The sequence below is a fragment of the Sporofaciens sp. JLR.KK001 genome (genome assembly GCF_036941055.1).
GTDB lineage: Bacteria > Bacillota > Clostridia > Lachnospirales > Lachnospiraceae > Sporofaciens.
In genome coordinates, this window is record NZ_JAYMNO010000001.1 from 721724 (window position 1) to 737658 (window position 15935).

A 15935-nucleotide genomic window follows, 5' to 3' on the forward strand; every position below is an offset into this window, starting at 1 on the left:
GGAGGATATGCTCATTCTTCAATAACGTGGATCTCCAGATAATCAAAATCAATGGAGTCTACGAAGTTATCCTGTGTAAAACGCGCCTTGTCGTGGCGTTTGAATTCATCGATCGTTGCATCTAGCCAGATCGGTTTGCTCAGGTCGAATTCATAGCATATGGCGTCAAGCGCATGGAAGACCTTATGAGTCCGGGTATCGTCTGAATCATCACAGATGACGGTATCCCGGACTAATCTGTTGTCCTTGAATTCTTTTCCCCATAATCGAAACATGATCGCACCTCATTTCCATAAACTGTAGTTTAAAAGTATATCTGTTTTTTTGTAAGATGTAAAGAGTTTTGTCGGTAATTGAGTTCAATTGAGTTTAATTTGACTTTGAATACATGTTATGGTAAACTCGTGTGACAAGACACCTGTAAGTTTACAGTGAAATGTTTTCAGAGTATTGCAGGATGTCTTCGATGGTTGTAAAATGGAAAAGGAGAGAAGAATGGACAGGTTAAGAAAGGTATTGGACAGGATATTTATTGACGGCTTAAGCGCTATGGCGCAGGGGCTTTTTGCTACGCTGATCATCGGGACGATCATTCAGCAGATCGGTACGCTGCTCGGCGGTACGTTCGGGGATATGATCTATGTGATCGGCAAGGCGGCGGCTTCGCTGACGGGAGCGGGAATCGGAACTGCGGTGGCTTATAGATTCAAGGAATCGTCGCTGGTGACGGTGTCGGCGGCAACGTCAGGTATGGTCGGGGCGTTTGCGAGCAAGCTGCTTGCGGGCGCGCTGCTGTCGGAGGGAGCGGTGATATATGCAGGACCGGGAGAACCGTTAGGGGCATTTATCGCGGCATATGTAGGGATATTCTTCGGACATCTGGTATCTGGGAAGACGAAGGTGGATATCCTGGTGACGCCCATCGTTACGATCGGGACCGGCTCGGCTGTAGGCCTTCTGCTTGGGCCGCCGATCTCTGGCTTCATGGCATGGCTCGGCGCGCTTATCAACTGGGGGACGGAGCAGCAGCCGTTTCTCATGGGTGTTGTAGTATCTGTGCTGATGGGAATGATCCTGACTCTTCCGATCAGTTCGGCTGCGCTTGGGATCATACTGAACCTGTCCGGTCTTGCGGCCGGTGCGGCGACGGTTGGCTGCTGCTGTAATATGGTCGGATTCGCAGCGGCAAGTTACCGGGAGAATAAGATCGGAGGCTTACTGGCTCAGGGGATCGGAACCTCCATGCTCCAGGTGCCGAATATTGTAAGGAAGCCGATCATCTGGCTCCCGGCTATTCTGTCCAGTGCGATCCTGGGACCGGTCGGAACGATGGCGCTGCATATGACGAGCAATGCGACCGGTTCTGGAATGGGGACTGCCGGACTGGTAGGGCAGATCATGACCTGGCAGACGATGGTACAGACGGAGGCGGCAATGACGGTCCTTATTAAGATACTGGTGATCCAGATCATACTTCCGGCGGCGGTAACGCTTCTGATATCAGAATTCATGCGCAGGAAGGGCCTGATCAAGTTCGGAGATATGAAGCTGGATATGTAGAAATGTTTTGATAAAAAGGGGGAGAGAATATGACCGGCACGGGAAGGATACATATATATTACGGTGACGGTAAGGGGAAGACGACCGCTGCGGTGGGGCTTGCAGTAAGAGCGGCAGGAAGCGGGCTTAAGGTGCTCTTCTTCCAGTTCTTGAAGGATAATTCTTCGAATGAACGTAAGATCCTGGAGGCTTTGCCGGGTGTGACCTGCCTTCCGGGCAGAGAGCCTGTGAAGTTCGTCAGCAAGATGAACGGGGATGAACGGATCGAATTCCGGCATTACAACAACAAGGCGCTGGACGAGATTATTAAGTTCTGCGGGCCTTTTGATATGCTGATTCTGGATGAAGCGCTGTGCGCGCTGAATCTGGAAGTCTTAAGCGAGGAGAAGCTGATAAGCTTCATCCAGCATAAGCCGAGAGGCCTTGAGATCGTGATGACAGGTCCCCGTCTTCCGGATAATCTGTTGGAGATGGCGGACTATGTCACGGAGGTGCGGAAGGTGAAGCATCAGTTTGATCTGGGAAGGTCTGCGAGGAAAGGAATTGAATTCTGATTTCTTAAATAAATGTGAATTTCATGACATCCTCTGAATCATATGATATACTGATATATAGTACGAATTAACTCTTCGGTACGAGAGGAGAGAGACTATATGGAGAATGCGATTAAGAATTATGAGGATGTAGACAGTTGGAAGACTATCATGTTTCTGTATAATTCAGCATTGAAGGAAGTGGGAACGAAGCTGGAGATATTGAACGATGAATTCCAACATGTACATAAGTATAATCCGATCGAGCATATCAAGACAAGAGTAAAGACGCCAGAAAGTATTGTAAAGAAGTTAAGAAAGAACGGTTATGAGATATCCATTGAGAATATGGTCAGATATGTCAATGATATTGCCGGCGTGAGGCTGATCTGCTCCTTCACATCCGACATATATCGATTGGGAGAGATGATCGGGAACCAGAGCGACTTGAAGGTCTTATCGATTAAGGACTATATCAGGAACCCGAAGGTAAGCGGCTATAAGAGCTATCATATGCTGGTATCCGTGCCGATCTTTTTGTCGGACAGCGTGGTAGATACGAAGGTAGAGATACAGATACGGACCATTGCCATGGATTTCTGGGCAAGCCTTGAACATAAGATCTATTATAAATTCGAAGGAAATGCTCCCGAGTATATCAGCCGGGAATTAAGAGAATGTGCAGAGATGGTGTCGTCGTTAGATGAGAAGATGCTGTCGCTGAATGAGGCGATCTTAGATTGCCTGCGAGAACAAGAAGAGTTAAGACTAAGTACGAAGAGAAAAGATGTAAGCCATCTGAACAGGGTGGCGATGTCGGGCCTGAGTTGATCTCAGGTCCTTTTTGTGATACAGGAAACATGGTTCCCTGTATCACAAGACCTTAAGACAGCCTGAGTGTTCCCGCATGAAGAAGCATACTGCGTGCGATCGCCATAGTCAGATATTCTGCGAACAGATGATGGAGATCTGCGGCTGACTCTCTCTGGGATCTGGAAGCTGGTTCTTCATGAGGTAGCCGCGGAGTAATATAAGCGGCAGGTAGCCCTGGCGGAAGAGATCATGCGTGATTGTAAAATCAATGCTCCCATCCTTAAGCAGGAGCTTCGTGCTCTGGGAAAAATCATGGCAGATCACGCGCACGCTGCCTTTGCGGTCCGCCTCTTTTATAGCTTCCGTACATCCGGATACGCTTCGGTTTGCCATATAGACGGCATGAAGCTTTGGATGCTCCCTGAGATAATCCAGAACCTTGCGGTAGGTAATCTGGTAGTCATTATAGGATTCGATGACGTCCAGCTGTGATTCGGAAAAATTCAATTCAGCAAAACGTTCCTGAAAACCATTCAGCCGGGTGCGGTGCCCCTCGAATTCATGATTGCCGATTACAGCCAGCACATGGCCGTCCCTGGGAATGCACTTGCAGATCAATTCTGCAGCGATCCTTCCGCTTTGACGGTAATCCTGGCCGACGAAACAGAGCTTCTGGCATTTGGGAAGATCCGAGTTAAAGGTAATGACAGGGAATTTCCGGCGGTTCAATTCAAGTATACGATCTGTGACGGCGGGAACGTCGGGAGCGCACAGCGCGATGCCCTGGGCGCCCTTCTCAAGCATACGTTCAAGCAGTATAAGAGCCTCTTGCGGAACGTCTGTCTGGCATTCTTCAACAAAGATTTCGACATTGAGGTCTTCTAACTCCCGGCGCGCGGCCTCAATACCGCGCAGGATCTCAGTCTTGAAATGTCCTGTCCAGTTGGGCAGGAGCATACCAAGCCGTGTGTCAGGCTCGGCCGCTTTTTTTCGCAGGTTCTGCAGATGTATTTCCTTGTGGGAGAGATATCCGGTCTCTTCCAGCGCGTTGATAACCTTCTCATATACTTTGGCGCTGACATTCGCACGATTGTTCAGCACACGGTCTACGGTGCCGCGGGATACGCCCGCTTTGTCGGCAACAGCCTGTATCGTTGGACGTTTCTTCATTATCTTTTCCTCGATTCCTTAATCTTAAATCTACACAATAGTTTATCATAGGATAACTCCATGTGCAATTACAACAAACATGAAAAGAGGAGTTGACAATGTGCAGCGGCGGGAGTACAATGTTGTTACAAAAGCACAGAGATGTTGCAAAAACAACAAAAAAGAAAGTGAGGAAATCAACATGAAAGCAGGAGTGATCGGAGCAGGGAGAATTGGGAAAGTACATATTAAAAATATATCTATGTATGTACCGGAGGTTGAGATCAAGACCGTAGCAGATCCATTTATGAATGCGGAGACGGAAGAATTTGTCAGGAAATGCGGTGTTACAAAAGTAACAAAAGATGCTGAGGAAATTCTCCAGGATAAGGAGATCGAGGCGGTGATCATCTGCTCATCTACAGACACGCATTCGAAGTATATCATTGAAGCGGCGAAAGCAGGAAAGCACATATTCTGCGAGAAGCCTGTAGATTATGACCTTAAAAAGGTTCATGAGGCCATTGATACCGCGAAAGAGGCGAATGTCAAGCTTCAGATCGGATTCTGCAGGCGGTTTGACCATAACCACAGAGGAGTGTATGATGTAGTCCGTTCCGGTAAGATCGGCGACGTGCACATGATAAAAATCAGCTCCAGGGATCCGGAACCGCCGTGCATCGATTATGTGAAGGTATCCGGCGGAATTTTCTATGATATGATGATACATGATTTTGATATGGCGCGTTTCCTCGCCGGCGACGAGGTCGTGGAGGTGAACGCTGTAGGATCTGTCCTGGTAGACCCCGAGATCGGCAAAGCCGGTGATGTGGATACTGCGGTCGTTACCCTGAAATTCGCAGGCGGAGCGATCGGAATGATCGATAACAGCCGTAAGGCAGTCTATGGATATGATCAGAGGGTAGAGGTATTCGGATCTAAGGGCTGTGTCCGCAATGAGAATGACACCCCGAATACGGTGATTGTCTCTGACGCCGAGAATACAAGCTATGCAAATACTTATTCGGTAATGTGGGACCGGTATACGGGTGCGTTTGTATCTGAGATACAGGCGTTTGCAGACGCGGTAGTGAATAACAAGGAGACGCCGGTAACAGGCATGGACGGGTTATATCCGGTACTTATGGCGGCTGCGGCAACCAGATCAGCCAGAGAAGGAAGACCAGTGAAGATTGCGGAGGTAGAATAAGATGAGTCTGGGAAAATGTGCATGCATCGATACATTATATACGGAGCTGGAGTGGAGAGAGAGATTCCAGGCGGCGAAAAATGATGGATTTGCTGCAGTGGAATTCTGGGACTGGAGGATCCGTGACCTGAAAGAGACACGGGAGGCAGCCGAGGATGCGGGGATTAAGATCAGCGGATTTAACGGAGACGCGGATTATTCGCTGGTAGATCCCGGGCATAAGACGAAGTATCTGGAAGAGCTTAAGAGATCCATCGAAGCGGCGAAGGCGGTTAATGCCGGAAGTGTTACGATTCATTCCAATGCACTGGGAGAAGGCGGAGTGGTAGTGAATGCATACAATGAGCTCTCTGATACCGTGAAGCTTTGCTCCATGTACGATACTCTGCTGGCTTGTGCAAGGCTGGCAGAACAGGAAGGAATCAACCTGAACTTAGAAGCGCTGAATGTTACGACGGACCATGTGGGGAATTTCCTGAAATATACACAGACAGGAGCCGAGATCTGCCGCCTGATCGGTTCGCCCCGCCTGAAATTATTATATGATGTATATCACATGCAGATCAATGAGGGGTGTATCTGTGACACGATCAGCAGCTATGGGGATCAGTTCGGGCATATCCATGTTGCGGATGCACCGGGACGCCATGAGCCGGGGACCGGAGAGATTAACTATAAGAAGGTCATCCGCCACCTCGAAGAATGCGGATACCGCGGATTGGTCGGGTATGAGTTGTTCCCGTCGGCGGGTACGAAGCAGGCGGTGCAGGCGATCATGGAACATTATTAATCCGCATGAGGGATCTTGGGCGGAGCGTGCGGTACATTGCGTTTTGTCCGGTAAAGGAGGCGTTAAGCTATTAAAGGAAGCTGCTGCGGATAGGATATCTGTCGGAACAAGGATTGCTTATGGATGCGGAGATACTGCATGTAACATAGTATATGGGATGATCTCTTCTCTGATGACGTTATTTTATACCGACTATGCAGGGATATCGCCCATCACGGCGGATCTGGCGGAGAGGGAATTTGCAGAGATATCGGAAAAAACATATGATCGAGAAGTGAAGATATAAAAAGTATATTGTTTATAACCACCGCGTACAGGGAATACGCGGTGGTTTTTTGGATATAGAAAGCTTTGTCCGCTTGAATTATAGATATAACAAATATATAAAATGATATATTATGAAACTCTATTTGATACCCGGGTCAATGATTTATATAATAGAAGTAAACGGGAATAGGAGAGAAGATATGTTTATAGACACCCACATGCATGAGATGACATATTCAAAAGACAGCTTCTTAAGGCTGGATGAGATGGTAAGCATAGCCAGACAAAAGGGACTGGGAGGAATCTGTATCACCGACCATGACAGCATGGGACTTAAGGACTATGCGGCGGAATATACGGAGCGGACAGGTTTTCCGGTCTTCGTGGGGATTGAGTTCTTCTCCTGGCAGGGAGATATCGTGGCATTTGGAATTGAGGATTATCCCAGGGAGCGCGTCCCGGCGCAGGAATTCATCGATCTGGTAAAGGCTCAGGGCGGAGTATGCTTCGCGGCCCATCCGTTCCGTAACAATAACCGGGGACTGGAGGAGAACCTTCGCGCGGTACATGGGCTGGACGGACTGGAAGTGCTCAACGGAAGTACATCGGCAGAGGCTTGCATGAAAGCGGCGGAATATGCTATGGAACTTAATCTGTTTACATTGGGCTCCAGCGATTGCCATGTGCCGAAGAAGGTAGGCGTCTGCGCGACATATTTCCCGGAAGAGGTACATACTATGCAGGAATTTCTTGCTGTTTTTAAGAAAGGCCAGATGAAGCCTGCTTATTATGCAGACCATAAGTATCATATCATAGATATTAAGAGCAGTATGAACTTGCGGGCGGCATGGCTGTGAAGCCAGTGCAGGAAATCTAAACAGAGAATGGATATAAAAAAGTCTGAGATTTTCATTCAGACTATTTTATAATATATTAATTACCGGTTTACCTTTTCGACAAACAGTGATAGAATATGTCTATAAGTGTTGAAGATGAGAATTTTTAGGGGACCGGCGAAGAAAGGTGGAAAGAATCATGGTTACAGTCAATGCAATGGGAGACAATTGCCCGATCCCGGTCATTAAGACCAAAAAGGCAATGCAGGCGCTTACCGGCCCGGAGACCATCGAAGTGCTGGTGGACAACGAGATCGCAGTCCAGAATGTAACGAAGATGGCGTCGCAGGCAGGCGGACAGGTTTCTTCCGAGAAGGTGAACGACGCTGAATTCAAGATCACGATCCAGATGGAAGGCGCGGTGAAGGAAGAGGCTTCTGAGGAAGCGGTATGTGCGCCGGATGCAAGAAGCAGCGCGGTGGTAGTAGTTTCCTCTGACAGAATGGGTATAGGAAATGATGAATTGGGCAAAGTATTGATCAAGGGATTTATTTTTGCGGTTACCCAGTTAGATACTCTGCCGAAGACTATGCTGTTCTATAACGGCGGCGCGACCTTGACAGCGGAGGGTTCAGAGTCTCTGGAGGATCTTAAGTCCTTAGAGGCGCAGGGCGTAGAGATCCTGACATGCGGAACCTGTCTGGATTATTATGGATTGAAGGACAAGCTGGCGGTAGGGTCTGTGACGAATATGTACAGCATTGTTGAGACAATGGCGAAGGCAGGAAAGATTATCAGACCGTAATGGTATAAGCAAGACAGATATCAGCCGGATTCCTGTGATTTCAGGGGTCCGGCTTTTTAAGATGGTTGGGCATGCTCTCCTGCGGCAGCGCGGGAGCGCTCAAAATATATGATCTCAAGGAGGATGTGTAAATGAAATCAGATGTCAGATTGACGCAATTAAGTAAGACGGCTGGCTGAGCGGCCAAGATCGGTCCAGAGACCCTTGCTCAGGTTTTGAGTAAGCTTCCTAAGTTTCATGATGATAATTTAATAGTAGGGATTGAGACGTCCGACGATGCAGCCATCTATAAAGTCACTGACGAGATTGCGATGATCCAGACGGTAGATTTCTTCACTCCGATCGTAGATGATCCTTATATGTTTGGACAGATAGCAGCGGCGAACTCCTTAAGCGACGTATGGGCGATGGGAGGAGAGCCGGCAGTGGCACTTAACATAGTCGGATTCCCGAATTGTCTGGATCCGGCGATATTGGGCGACATCCTGGCGGGTGGCGCGGATAAGGTGAAAGAAGCAGGGGCGGTACTGGTTGGCGGACATTCCGTACAGGACGACGAGCCGAAGTACGGACTATGTGTGTCAGGATTCGTACACCCTGATAAGATATTTAAGAATTATGGCTGCAGGCCGGGAGATGTCCTGGTACTGACGAAACAGATCGGGAGCGGTATCGTGAATACTGCGATCAAGGCCGAGATGGCTTCCGCTTCAGCGGTCAGGGAAGCGCAGACGGTGATGGCGTCCCTGAATAAGAAGGGTAAACAGGCAGTGGAGAAGTACGATGTGTCGGCATGTACCGATATTACAGGATTTGGTCTTCTCGGTCACTGTGTGGAGATGGCGTCGGCGAGTGAAGTGACCTTCGAGATACGGGTGAAGGATATTGCGTATTTTGAAGATGCGATCGGTTATGCGAAGATGGGACTGGTCCCGGCAGGCGCTTATAAGAACCGGGGATACTCGATCGGCAAGGTGGAGGCAGAGGGCATTGAAGAGCATTACCTTGATCTTCTCTATGATCCCCAGACTTCGGGCGGACTGCTGCTCAGCGTTGCCCCGGAGCACCTTGCTGAATTGCTGGGTGATTTTGACAGAGCAGGGATGGATACAACGGTTTCTGTCATAGGTAGAGTGGCAGAAAAGAGCGATAAGCTGATACGGCTGTCTTGATCCTTATGTACCCGGAGACGGGTGCGGTCAAGACGGCCGGTCACTGCGCAAGAATATTGAGAAAAGGATAAGGAATGATGAATAAGAATATGTTGTACCGCAGTATTCCGAAGGTGGATATACTGTTGGAGAATGCTGCCGTTCAGGAATTGATCGGGCGTTACAGCAGAGATACGGTGATGGAGTCCATTCACACCGAGCTGGATAAGCTGCGCAAGTTTATCGGTGAATGCGAGGATGAGGAAGCGGCGAAGAAGCAGATCGAACTGCTTCCGGTGAATATTGAGGCGGCAGTTGCCGCCATGCATACGCCGAACATGCGCATGGTCATCAACGGCACAGGGACGATCCTTCACACGAATCTCGGCCGTGCGCCGATCGGACAGGAGCATATGAAGAGATTGGCTGCCATTGCAACCGGATATTCCAACCTGGAATATAATCTGGATGCAGGAAGAAGGGGGGAGCGTTATTCTCATTTTGAAGAGCTTCTGTGCAAGATCACAGGGGCGGAGGCCGCGATGGCGGTCAATAATAACGCGGCGGCGGTCATGCTGATCTTAAGCTCTCTTGCCAGGGGAGGGGAGGTCGTGGTCTCCCGGGGCGAGCTTGTGGAGATCGGAGGCAAGTTCCGCATTCCTGATGTAATGGAGCAGAGCGGTGCGAAGCTGGTGGAAGTGGGTACTACCAATAAGACGCACTATGACGATTATGAGAGTGCGATCACGGAGGAGACGAAGGCGCTTCTTAAGGTGCATACCAGTAATTACAGGATCGTGGGATTCACGGAGAGCGTGGTGATCGATGAGCTGATCCCGATTGCGAAGGAGCATGGGATCCCGGTGATCGAGGATCTTGGGAGCGGTGTGCTCATTGATCTGAGCAGATATGGCATTACATATGAGCCGACAGTTCAGGATTCCATCAGGAAGGGAGCCGATGTGGTGTGCTTCAGCGGTGATAAGCTGCTTGGCGGACCGCAGGCGGGAATCATTATCGGGCGTAAGAAGTATATCGATATGATGAAGAAGAATCAGCTTACCCGAGCCCTGAGGATCGACAAATTCACGGCAACGGCGCTTGAACTGGTGCTTCAGGAGTATCTGTCGGAAGAGAAGGCGATCCAGAATATACCTGTGCTTCGCATGATCACCAGGACATTGGACGAGGTGACAGAGGAGGCCGGGACCTTGTGCGGGATCTTAAAAGAGGCGGGGCTTCCTGCAAGGATAGAGCTGGAAGCCTGTGAGTCGCAGATCGGAGGAGGCTCGCTTCCGCTTGAACGGATACCGAGCATGGCGGTTGCGATCCACCCGGAAGAGATCAGCGTGGCAGAGTTAGAAGAGCGTATGCGCCGTCTTGCGGTGCCGATCATACCAAGGACGGTCAACGATACGGTTATTCTGGATGTGAGGACGATAGAGCGCCGGTATTTTGACGTGGCTGCGCGTCAATTGAAGGAGCTGGATTGGGGTAAGATATGAAGAATATAATTGTTGGTACGGCAGGCCATATCGATCACGGGAAGACGACGCTGATCAAGGCGCTGACGGGAAGGAATACGGACCGTTGGGAGGAAGAGCAGAGAAGAGGGATCACTATTGACCTGGGATTCACTTATTTTGACCTTCCGGGCGGAGACCGTGTGGGAATTATTGATGTACCGGGGCATGAGAGATTCATCAACAATATGGTTGCCGGAGTAGTAGGTATGGATCTGGTGCTGCTGGTGATCTCCGCGGATGAAGGCATCATGCCTCAGACGAAGGAGCATGTGGATATATTAAGTCTGCTTGGAATCGAGAAGAGTATTATTGTTCTGAACAAATGTGACCTGGTAGACGGGGAGTGGCTTGAGCTGGTAGAAGAAGAGGTCAGGGAGGAACTGGAAGGGACATTCCTTGAACATGCGCCGGTGGTGAAGGTATCGGCGGCGACAGGCGAGGGGCTTGACGGTCTGATCAGTACGATCGAGAGGATGACCAGTGATGAAGTGGTGGCGAAGGATATCCAGACGATACCAAGGCTTCCGGTGGACCGGGCGTTTTCCCTGTCGGGATTCGGCACGATCATTACCGGGACGCTGGTATCCGGAACCATTTCTAAGGAGGATACGCTGGAGATGTATCCGGTAGGCAAGGAGTGTAAGATCCGCAGTATCCAGGTACACGGGCAGGATAAGGATAAGTGTTATGCGGGACAGCGCGTGGCCATCAACCTGTCCAATGTGAAGAAGAGAGAGATTAAGCGGGGATGCGTGCTTGCGCCGAAGAACAGTATGAAGAACACGGATCTTCTGGATGTGAAGCTTCGGGTGTTGGATTCGTCCATGCGTGTCCTTACCAATCATATGCGGCTGCATTTTTACACTGGGACCAGCGAGATCCTGTGCCGTGCGGTTCTTCTTGACCGGGAGGAGATCGGACCGGGAGAGAGCGGTTATGTACAGCTTAGGCTGGAAGAGGAAGCGGCGGTAAGGCGCGGCGATAAGTTTGTGGTGCGTTTTTATTCACCGATGGAGACGATCGGAGGCGGCGTGGTATTGGAGCCGAATCCGGGAGTGAAGCGGCGTTTTCAGCAGAATGTAATAGAAGAACTGGAGCGCAAAGAGTCTGGTTCGACAGCGGACGTGATCGAACTGCATGTGAAAGGACATGGAGATACGCTGATCACGCTTGCGGAGCTTGCGAAGCTGACGGCGCTTTCGGTTGAGGAAGTGCAGGACGATGTAACTCAGCTTGAAAGCCAGGGAATCGTGTACGTATTTCCTATGCGTAAGGATACCTATGTATGGCATGCAGACAGCAGGCGGGAAGCCGAGCAGACCATCGGCACGACTCTGAGAGCTTATGAAGAAAAATATCCATATCGGTATGGGATGAAGAAGGCGGAGGTGCAGGCAACACATTTCCAGAAGATCAAGCCGAACGTATTCGACAAGATCCTGGAGCTTTTGATCGGAGCAGGATGTCTGAAGCGTGTTGATGAATTCCTGTGTACGCCGGAATATGAAGTGAGGAAGGATAAGACCTATGATAAGGTATCGAAGCTTCTTCTGGACACATTTGCAAAGGCGAAATATGACTTCGCGCGGTACTCGGAGATCGGTCTTGGAGGCGCGGATCGGGCAGCGGCGGATGATATCCTGAATATTCTTCTGGAAGAGAAGCAGGTCGTGAAGGTGACGGAGGATATGTATACGCTTGCGGACTATATGGAGCGTGCGAAGGAAGTGATCGAAAAGAAGCTGGCGGAGGATCCGGTGATCACGATCGCTCAGGTCAGGGATTTATTTGAGACCAGCAGAAAGAGCGCGAAACCGATACTGGAATATATGGACAGTATCAAGGTGACCAAGAAGACAGGGGCAGAAAGCGAAAGGATTGCATACTGATGAATTTGAAACAATTAGAGGCTTTTGTCCAGGTGGCAGAAGGCGGCAGCTTCTCGAAAGCAGCCAAAGAATTGTATCTGACGCAGCCGACCATCAGCGCCCATATTGCTTCTCTGGAGAAGGAACTGGGAGTCAGGCTGTTCGTCAGGAATACGAAGGAAGTAGGCCTGTCTGATGACGGAAAGGATATGTACAAATATGCCAGACAGATCGTGGATCTGGAGAAGAAGATAGAAGAGAGGTTCGGTTCGAAGGAGGACGGAGAAAAGCACTGTATCACGATTGCGGCGTCTACGATACCGGCGCAGTATCTTCTGCCGAAGGTGCTGATCCGGTTCAATGAGAAGTATCCGAACGAACAGATCAAGATCATAGAGACGGACAGTGCGAAGGTTGTAACGCAGATCATAGACCACATGGCGGACGTAGGCTTTACCGGAACGGTACTTGAGAAGAAGCACTGTAAATATATGCCGTTCTATAAGGATGAGCTGGTAATCGTTACGCCGAATACGGAGAAATACCGCAGATTCCAGGAGGAGTCGCCGGAAGATATACAGTGGCTCCTCAAAGAGCATGTGATCATGCGGGAGGAAGGTTCCGGTACGCGCAAGGAGGCTAGGAAGCAGCTTAAGAAGGCGGGTATCAATCCCTTAGATCTGGATATCATTGCCAGTATTGAGAATCAGGAGACGATCAAGAAGTCGGTGCGCCAGGGAATGGGCGTCTCGGTGCTGTCCCGGCTTGCCACAAAGGACGAGACGAGAGACGGATATCTGCTCGCATTCCCGATTCCGCGTGCAGATGAAGGACGAGACATTAATCTGGTATATAATAAGAATTATCAGCTCTCCGGGTCGGCAGAGCGTTTTATCAAAGTGGTGAAGGAGGTATATCAGGTTAAAAAGATATAGATAGAACCTATAAAAGCGCTGTCTTATCAGCTAATTCGATTAGACTTGGCGGTGAAATTGGAATATACTTATTACAGGAACGGTCCCGAAATAACTTGTTTCGGAACCGTATTTTTACGCAGGATATGATGGCCTTTGGGGGCAGAGAGGAAGGAAATATGATATATTTGGATAATGCGGCGACAACCATGCGTAAACCGCAGGAAGTGATCGATGCGGTGATGCTCGCCATGGGCTCCATGGGGAATGCGGGAAGGGGAGTGAACGATGCGTCCTTAAGCGCATCCAGGCTGATCTACGACACAAGGGAAAGGCTCTGCCGGATGTTCGGCGGGACAGATCCCAGACAGGTCGTATTTACCTGCAATTCCACGGAGAGTCTTAATATAGCGATCAGAGGATTGCTGAATCCGGGAGATCACGTGATCACGACGATGCTGGAGCATAATTCTGTGTTAAGGCCGCTCTATGACCTGGAGGCTAAGGGGACAAGCCTTACGATCATAGAGAGTGACAGAAGCGGGAACTTTGATATAGAGGATATGAAGAAGGCGGTCAGGCCGGAGACGAAGATGATCGTCTGTACGAACGGATCGAACCTGACGGGGAATTATGTGGAGCTTAAGCCCATCGGTGAATTTGCCCGGGAACGCGGGATATTGTTTGTGGTGGATGCATCTCAGACGGCAGGAGTATTTCCGATTAATGTAGAAGAGATGAAGATAGATGTGCTGTGCTTTACCGGGCACAAGGGCCTTCTGGGACCGCAGGGAACCGGAGGTATGTATGTGCGGGAAGGTGTGAACATCCGGCCGCTGAAGGCCGGCGGTACAGGGGTTCAGACATACAGCAAGTCTCAGCCGGTACAGATGCCCACGGCGCTGGAGGCCGGTACGCTGAACGGGCACGGAATTGCCGGGCTGCATGCGGCTCTTGGATATATTGAGGAGCATGGCATCGATGCGATCCGTAAAAGAGAGCAGGAATTAATGCGGAGGTTCTATGAAGGGGTAAAAGACATTGAGAATGTGACGGTATACGGGGACTTTGATACGATGGACCGTTGTGCGATCGTGACTCTGAATATCGGTGATTATGATTCTTCAGAAGTTAGTGACGAGCTTCTTACAGGATATGGTATTTCTACAAGATCAGGGGGACATTGTGCACCGCTTATGCATAAGGCTCTTGGGACGGTGGAGCAGGGGGCTGTAAGGTTCAGCTTCTCACATTATAATACGGATGAAGAAGTGGACGCTGCCGTCAAGGCTGTCCGGGAACTTGCCGCGGATGAAGAGTGATCGGATATCCGGGCCTTAAGATAAGGGGAAGGCGGCCGTTCTGGCTGCCGGGAGGAGAGTACTCACAGGAAAGATTGGAGGAAGTAACATGAATTTATCAGATTCAAAGAAAAAACTGGCACTTGCCGGTGTCATCTGCGGACTTGTAGCGGCATGTCTTGCATTTCTTGGCAATCCGGCGAATATGGCGTTCTGTATCGCGTGCTTTATCCGTGATACTGCGGGAGCGCTTGGAATGCATCAGGCAGAGGTGGTTCAGTATGCGAGACCGGAGATTATCGGTCTGGTGCTCGGGGCGTTTATAATCTCTGTAGGGACGAAGGAATACCGTTCTACGGGAGGTTCGTCTCCGATGATCCGTTTTGTTCTGGGAATGATCATTGTGATTGGATCCCTTGTATTCTTAGGCTGCCCGCTTCGTATGATTATCCGTATGTCTGCGGGAGACTTGAATGCATGGGTTGCTTTGATAGGTTTTATTCTTGGCGTGGCGACAGGCGTATTTGCACTTAAGAAGGGCTTCAGCCTTGGACGGGCGCATGCGGTCAATAAATCGGGAGGTACGATGCTTCCGGCAATGATGGTCGGTATACTGATCCTTGCATTGGTTTCATCTGTTCTTAAGGCGAGCGAAGCAGGTCCGGGAAGTATGCATGCACCGCTTATTGCGTCGCTTATAGGCGGGCTTGTGTTCGGAGCGGTTGCCCAGAAGTCCAGGATGTGTTTCGCGGGAAGTATCCGCGATGTGATCCTGATGAAGAATTTTGATCTGTTCAGCGTGATCGCAGGCTTGTTTGTAGTGATGCTTGTATTCAATCTGGCGACGAACCGTTTTGTGCTGGGGTTTGATACGCCTGGCATTATCGCGCATTCCGATCATCTGTGGAATATCCTTGGTATGTATACCGTAGGATTTGCGGCGACTCTTGCAGGAGGCTGCCCGCTGCGTCAATTGATCCTTGCGGGACAGGGATCTTCTGATTCCGCTGTGACGGTGATGGGGATGTTCGTGGGTGCGGCTCTGTGCCATAATCTGGGACTTGCCGCAAGCGGAACGGCGATGAATGCAGAGACGCAGGAGATTGTTGCAGGCGCGGTGCCGCCGCATGGAAAAGTGGCTTGTATTGTCTGCATAATCGTATGCTTTGTTATCGCATTTACCAACAAGAGAGACGAAGCGAAATAGGTTTG

General features: G+C 49.9%; 16 protein-coding genes. 14 read left to right on the forward strand and 2 right to left on the reverse strand.

Features of this window, described 5'->3' with window-relative positions:
- Positions 1–11: 11 nt before the first annotated feature.
- Positions 12–275: a hypothetical protein gene (locus tag VSQ62_RS03830; RefSeq protein WP_334633309.1), complete on the reverse strand. Its 264-nt coding sequence runs from the start codon at positions 273–275 to the stop codon at positions 12–14.
- 220 nt (positions 276–495) lie between these two features.
- Between VSQ62_RS03830 and VSQ62_RS03835 the strand changes: the two genes are divergently transcribed.
- The 3 genes from VSQ62_RS03835 to VSQ62_RS03845 all read left to right on the forward strand — a co-directional run bounded on the left by VSQ62_RS03835 (position 496) and on the right by VSQ62_RS03845 (position 2924).
- A complete protein-coding gene (locus VSQ62_RS03835; protein WP_334633311.1) occupies positions 496–1560 on the forward strand; it encodes a PTS sugar transporter subunit IIC in 1065 nt (354 codons plus the stop codon).
- Between the two features lie 29 nt (positions 1561–1589).
- On the forward strand, positions 1590–2114 hold the full coding sequence (locus VSQ62_RS03840; RefSeq protein WP_334633312.1) for a cob(I)yrinic acid a,c-diamide adenosyltransferase: 525 nt from the start codon (positions 1590–1592) through the stop codon (positions 2112–2114).
- 99 nt (positions 2115–2213) lie between these two features.
- The gene (locus VSQ62_RS03845) at positions 2214–2924 is read left to right on the forward strand and encodes a GTP pyrophosphokinase (RefSeq protein WP_334633314.1); all 711 of its coding nucleotides are present in this window, start codon (positions 2214–2216) and stop codon (positions 2922–2924) included.
- 108 nt (positions 2925–3032) lie between these two features.
- Here VSQ62_RS03845 and VSQ62_RS03850 read toward each other — a convergent pair whose 3' ends face one another.
- Positions 3033–4076, reverse strand: coding sequence for a LacI family DNA-binding transcriptional regulator (locus tag VSQ62_RS03850; protein ID WP_334633315.1), 1044 nt, complete (start codon positions 4074–4076; stop codon positions 3033–3035).
- Between the two features lie 181 nt (positions 4077–4257).
- Between VSQ62_RS03850 and iolG the strand changes: the two genes are divergently transcribed.
- The 11 genes from iolG (at position 4258) to yedE (ending at position 15930) form a co-directional block, all read left to right on the forward strand.
- Positions 4258–5265, forward strand: a complete 1008-nt coding sequence (gene iolG / locus VSQ62_RS03855; protein ID WP_334633317.1) for an inositol 2-dehydrogenase — start codon at positions 4258–4260, stop codon at positions 5263–5265.
- Position 5266: 1 nt separating this feature from the next.
- Positions 5267–6055: a TIM barrel protein gene (locus VSQ62_RS03860; RefSeq protein ID WP_334633318.1), complete on the forward strand. Its 789-nt coding sequence runs from the start codon at positions 5267–5269 to the stop codon at positions 6053–6055.
- A 43-nt stretch (positions 6056–6098) separates the two neighbouring features.
- Positions 6099–6341 (forward strand): hypothetical protein, encoded by a 243-nt coding sequence (locus VSQ62_RS03865; protein ID WP_334633319.1) that lies wholly within the window; start codon positions 6099–6101, stop codon positions 6339–6341.
- 181 nt (positions 6342–6522) lie between these two features.
- Positions 6523–7179: a PHP domain-containing protein gene (locus VSQ62_RS03870; RefSeq protein ID WP_334633320.1), complete on the forward strand. Its 657-nt coding sequence runs from the start codon at positions 6523–6525 to the stop codon at positions 7177–7179.
- A 178-nt stretch (positions 7180–7357) separates the two neighbouring features.
- Positions 7358–7963: a sulfurtransferase-like selenium metabolism protein YedF gene (gene yedF, locus VSQ62_RS03875; protein WP_334633321.1), complete on the forward strand. Its 606-nt coding sequence runs from the start codon at positions 7358–7360 to the stop codon at positions 7961–7963.
- Between the two features lie 131 nt (positions 7964–8094).
- Positions 8095–9135 carry a selenide, water dikinase SelD gene (gene selD, locus VSQ62_RS03880; protein ID WP_334633322.1) on the forward strand — a complete coding sequence of 347 codons (1041 nt, stop codon included), beginning with the start codon at positions 8095–8097 and terminating at the stop codon, positions 9133–9135.
- A gap of 77 nt (positions 9136–9212) precedes the next feature.
- The gene (gene selA / locus VSQ62_RS03885; protein WP_334637555.1) at positions 9213–10619 is read left to right on the forward strand and encodes an L-seryl-tRNA(Sec) selenium transferase; all 1407 of its coding nucleotides are present in this window, start codon (positions 9213–9215) and stop codon (positions 10617–10619) included.
- Positions 10616–12529 carry a selenocysteine-specific translation elongation factor gene (selB, locus tag VSQ62_RS03890; protein WP_334633324.1) on the forward strand — a complete coding sequence of 638 codons (1914 nt, stop codon included), beginning with the start codon at positions 10616–10618 and terminating at the stop codon, positions 12527–12529. Before selA ends, selB begins: the two co-directional genes overlap by 4 nt.
- A complete protein-coding gene (locus VSQ62_RS03895; RefSeq protein WP_334633326.1) occupies positions 12529–13443 on the forward strand; it encodes a selenium metabolism-associated LysR family transcriptional regulator in 915 nt (304 codons plus the stop codon). Before selB ends, VSQ62_RS03895 begins: the two co-directional genes overlap by 1 nt.
- Positions 13444–13601: 158 nt before the next feature.
- A complete protein-coding gene (locus tag VSQ62_RS03900) occupies positions 13602–14744 on the forward strand; it encodes an aminotransferase class V-fold PLP-dependent enzyme (RefSeq protein WP_334633328.1) in 1143 nt (380 codons plus the stop codon).
- Positions 14745–14832: 88 nt separating this feature from the next.
- Positions 14833–15930 (forward strand): YedE family putative selenium transporter, encoded by a 1098-nt coding sequence (yedE, locus tag VSQ62_RS03905; RefSeq protein ID WP_334633329.1) that lies wholly within the window; start codon positions 14833–14835, stop codon positions 15928–15930.
- Positions 15931–15935 lie beyond the last annotated feature (5 nt).

Excerpts from the sequence above, each read along its gene's own strand:
- VSQ62_RS03835 (WP_334633311.1), top strand. The coding sequence starts at position 496 with ATGGACAGGTTAAGAAAGGTATTGGACAGGATATTTATTGACGGCTTA.
- VSQ62_RS03850 (WP_334633315.1), bottom strand. The coding sequence starts at position 4,076 with ATGAAGAAACGTCCAACGATACAGGCTGTTGCCGACAAAGCGGGCGTA.
- VSQ62_RS03830 (WP_334633309.1), bottom strand. The coding sequence starts at position 275 with ATGTTTCGATTATGGGGAAAAGAATTCAAGGACAACAGATTAGTCCGG.
- selB (WP_334633324.1), top strand. The coding sequence starts at position 10,616 with ATGAAGAATATAATTGTTGGTACGGCAGGCCATATCGATCACGGGAAG.
- VSQ62_RS03895 (WP_334633326.1), top strand. The coding sequence starts at position 12,529 with ATGAATTTGAAACAATTAGAGGCTTTTGTCCAGGTGGCAGAAGGCGGC.
- yedF (WP_334633321.1), top strand. The coding sequence starts at position 7,358 with ATGGTTACAGTCAATGCAATGGGAGACAATTGCCCGATCCCGGTCATT.
- selA (WP_334637555.1), top strand. The coding sequence starts at position 9,213 with ATGAATAAGAATATGTTGTACCGCAGTATTCCGAAGGTGGATATACTG.
- VSQ62_RS03860 (WP_334633318.1), top strand. The coding sequence starts at position 5,267 with ATGAGTCTGGGAAAATGTGCATGCATCGATACATTATATACGGAGCTG.
- VSQ62_RS03840 (WP_334633312.1), top strand. The coding sequence starts at position 1,590 with ATGACCGGCACGGGAAGGATACATATATATTACGGTGACGGTAAGGGG.
- VSQ62_RS03900 (WP_334633328.1), top strand. The coding sequence starts at position 13,602 with ATGATATATTTGGATAATGCGGCGACAACCATGCGTAAACCGCAGGAA.
- yedE (WP_334633329.1), top strand. The coding sequence starts at position 14,833 with ATGAATTTATCAGATTCAAAGAAAAAACTGGCACTTGCCGGTGTCATC.
- VSQ62_RS03870 (WP_334633320.1), top strand. The coding sequence starts at position 6,523 with ATGTTTATAGACACCCACATGCATGAGATGACATATTCAAAAGACAGC.
- VSQ62_RS03845 (WP_334633314.1), top strand. The coding sequence starts at position 2,214 with ATGGAGAATGCGATTAAGAATTATGAGGATGTAGACAGTTGGAAGACT.
- iolG (WP_334633317.1), top strand. The coding sequence starts at position 4,258 with ATGAAAGCAGGAGTGATCGGAGCAGGGAGAATTGGGAAAGTACATATT.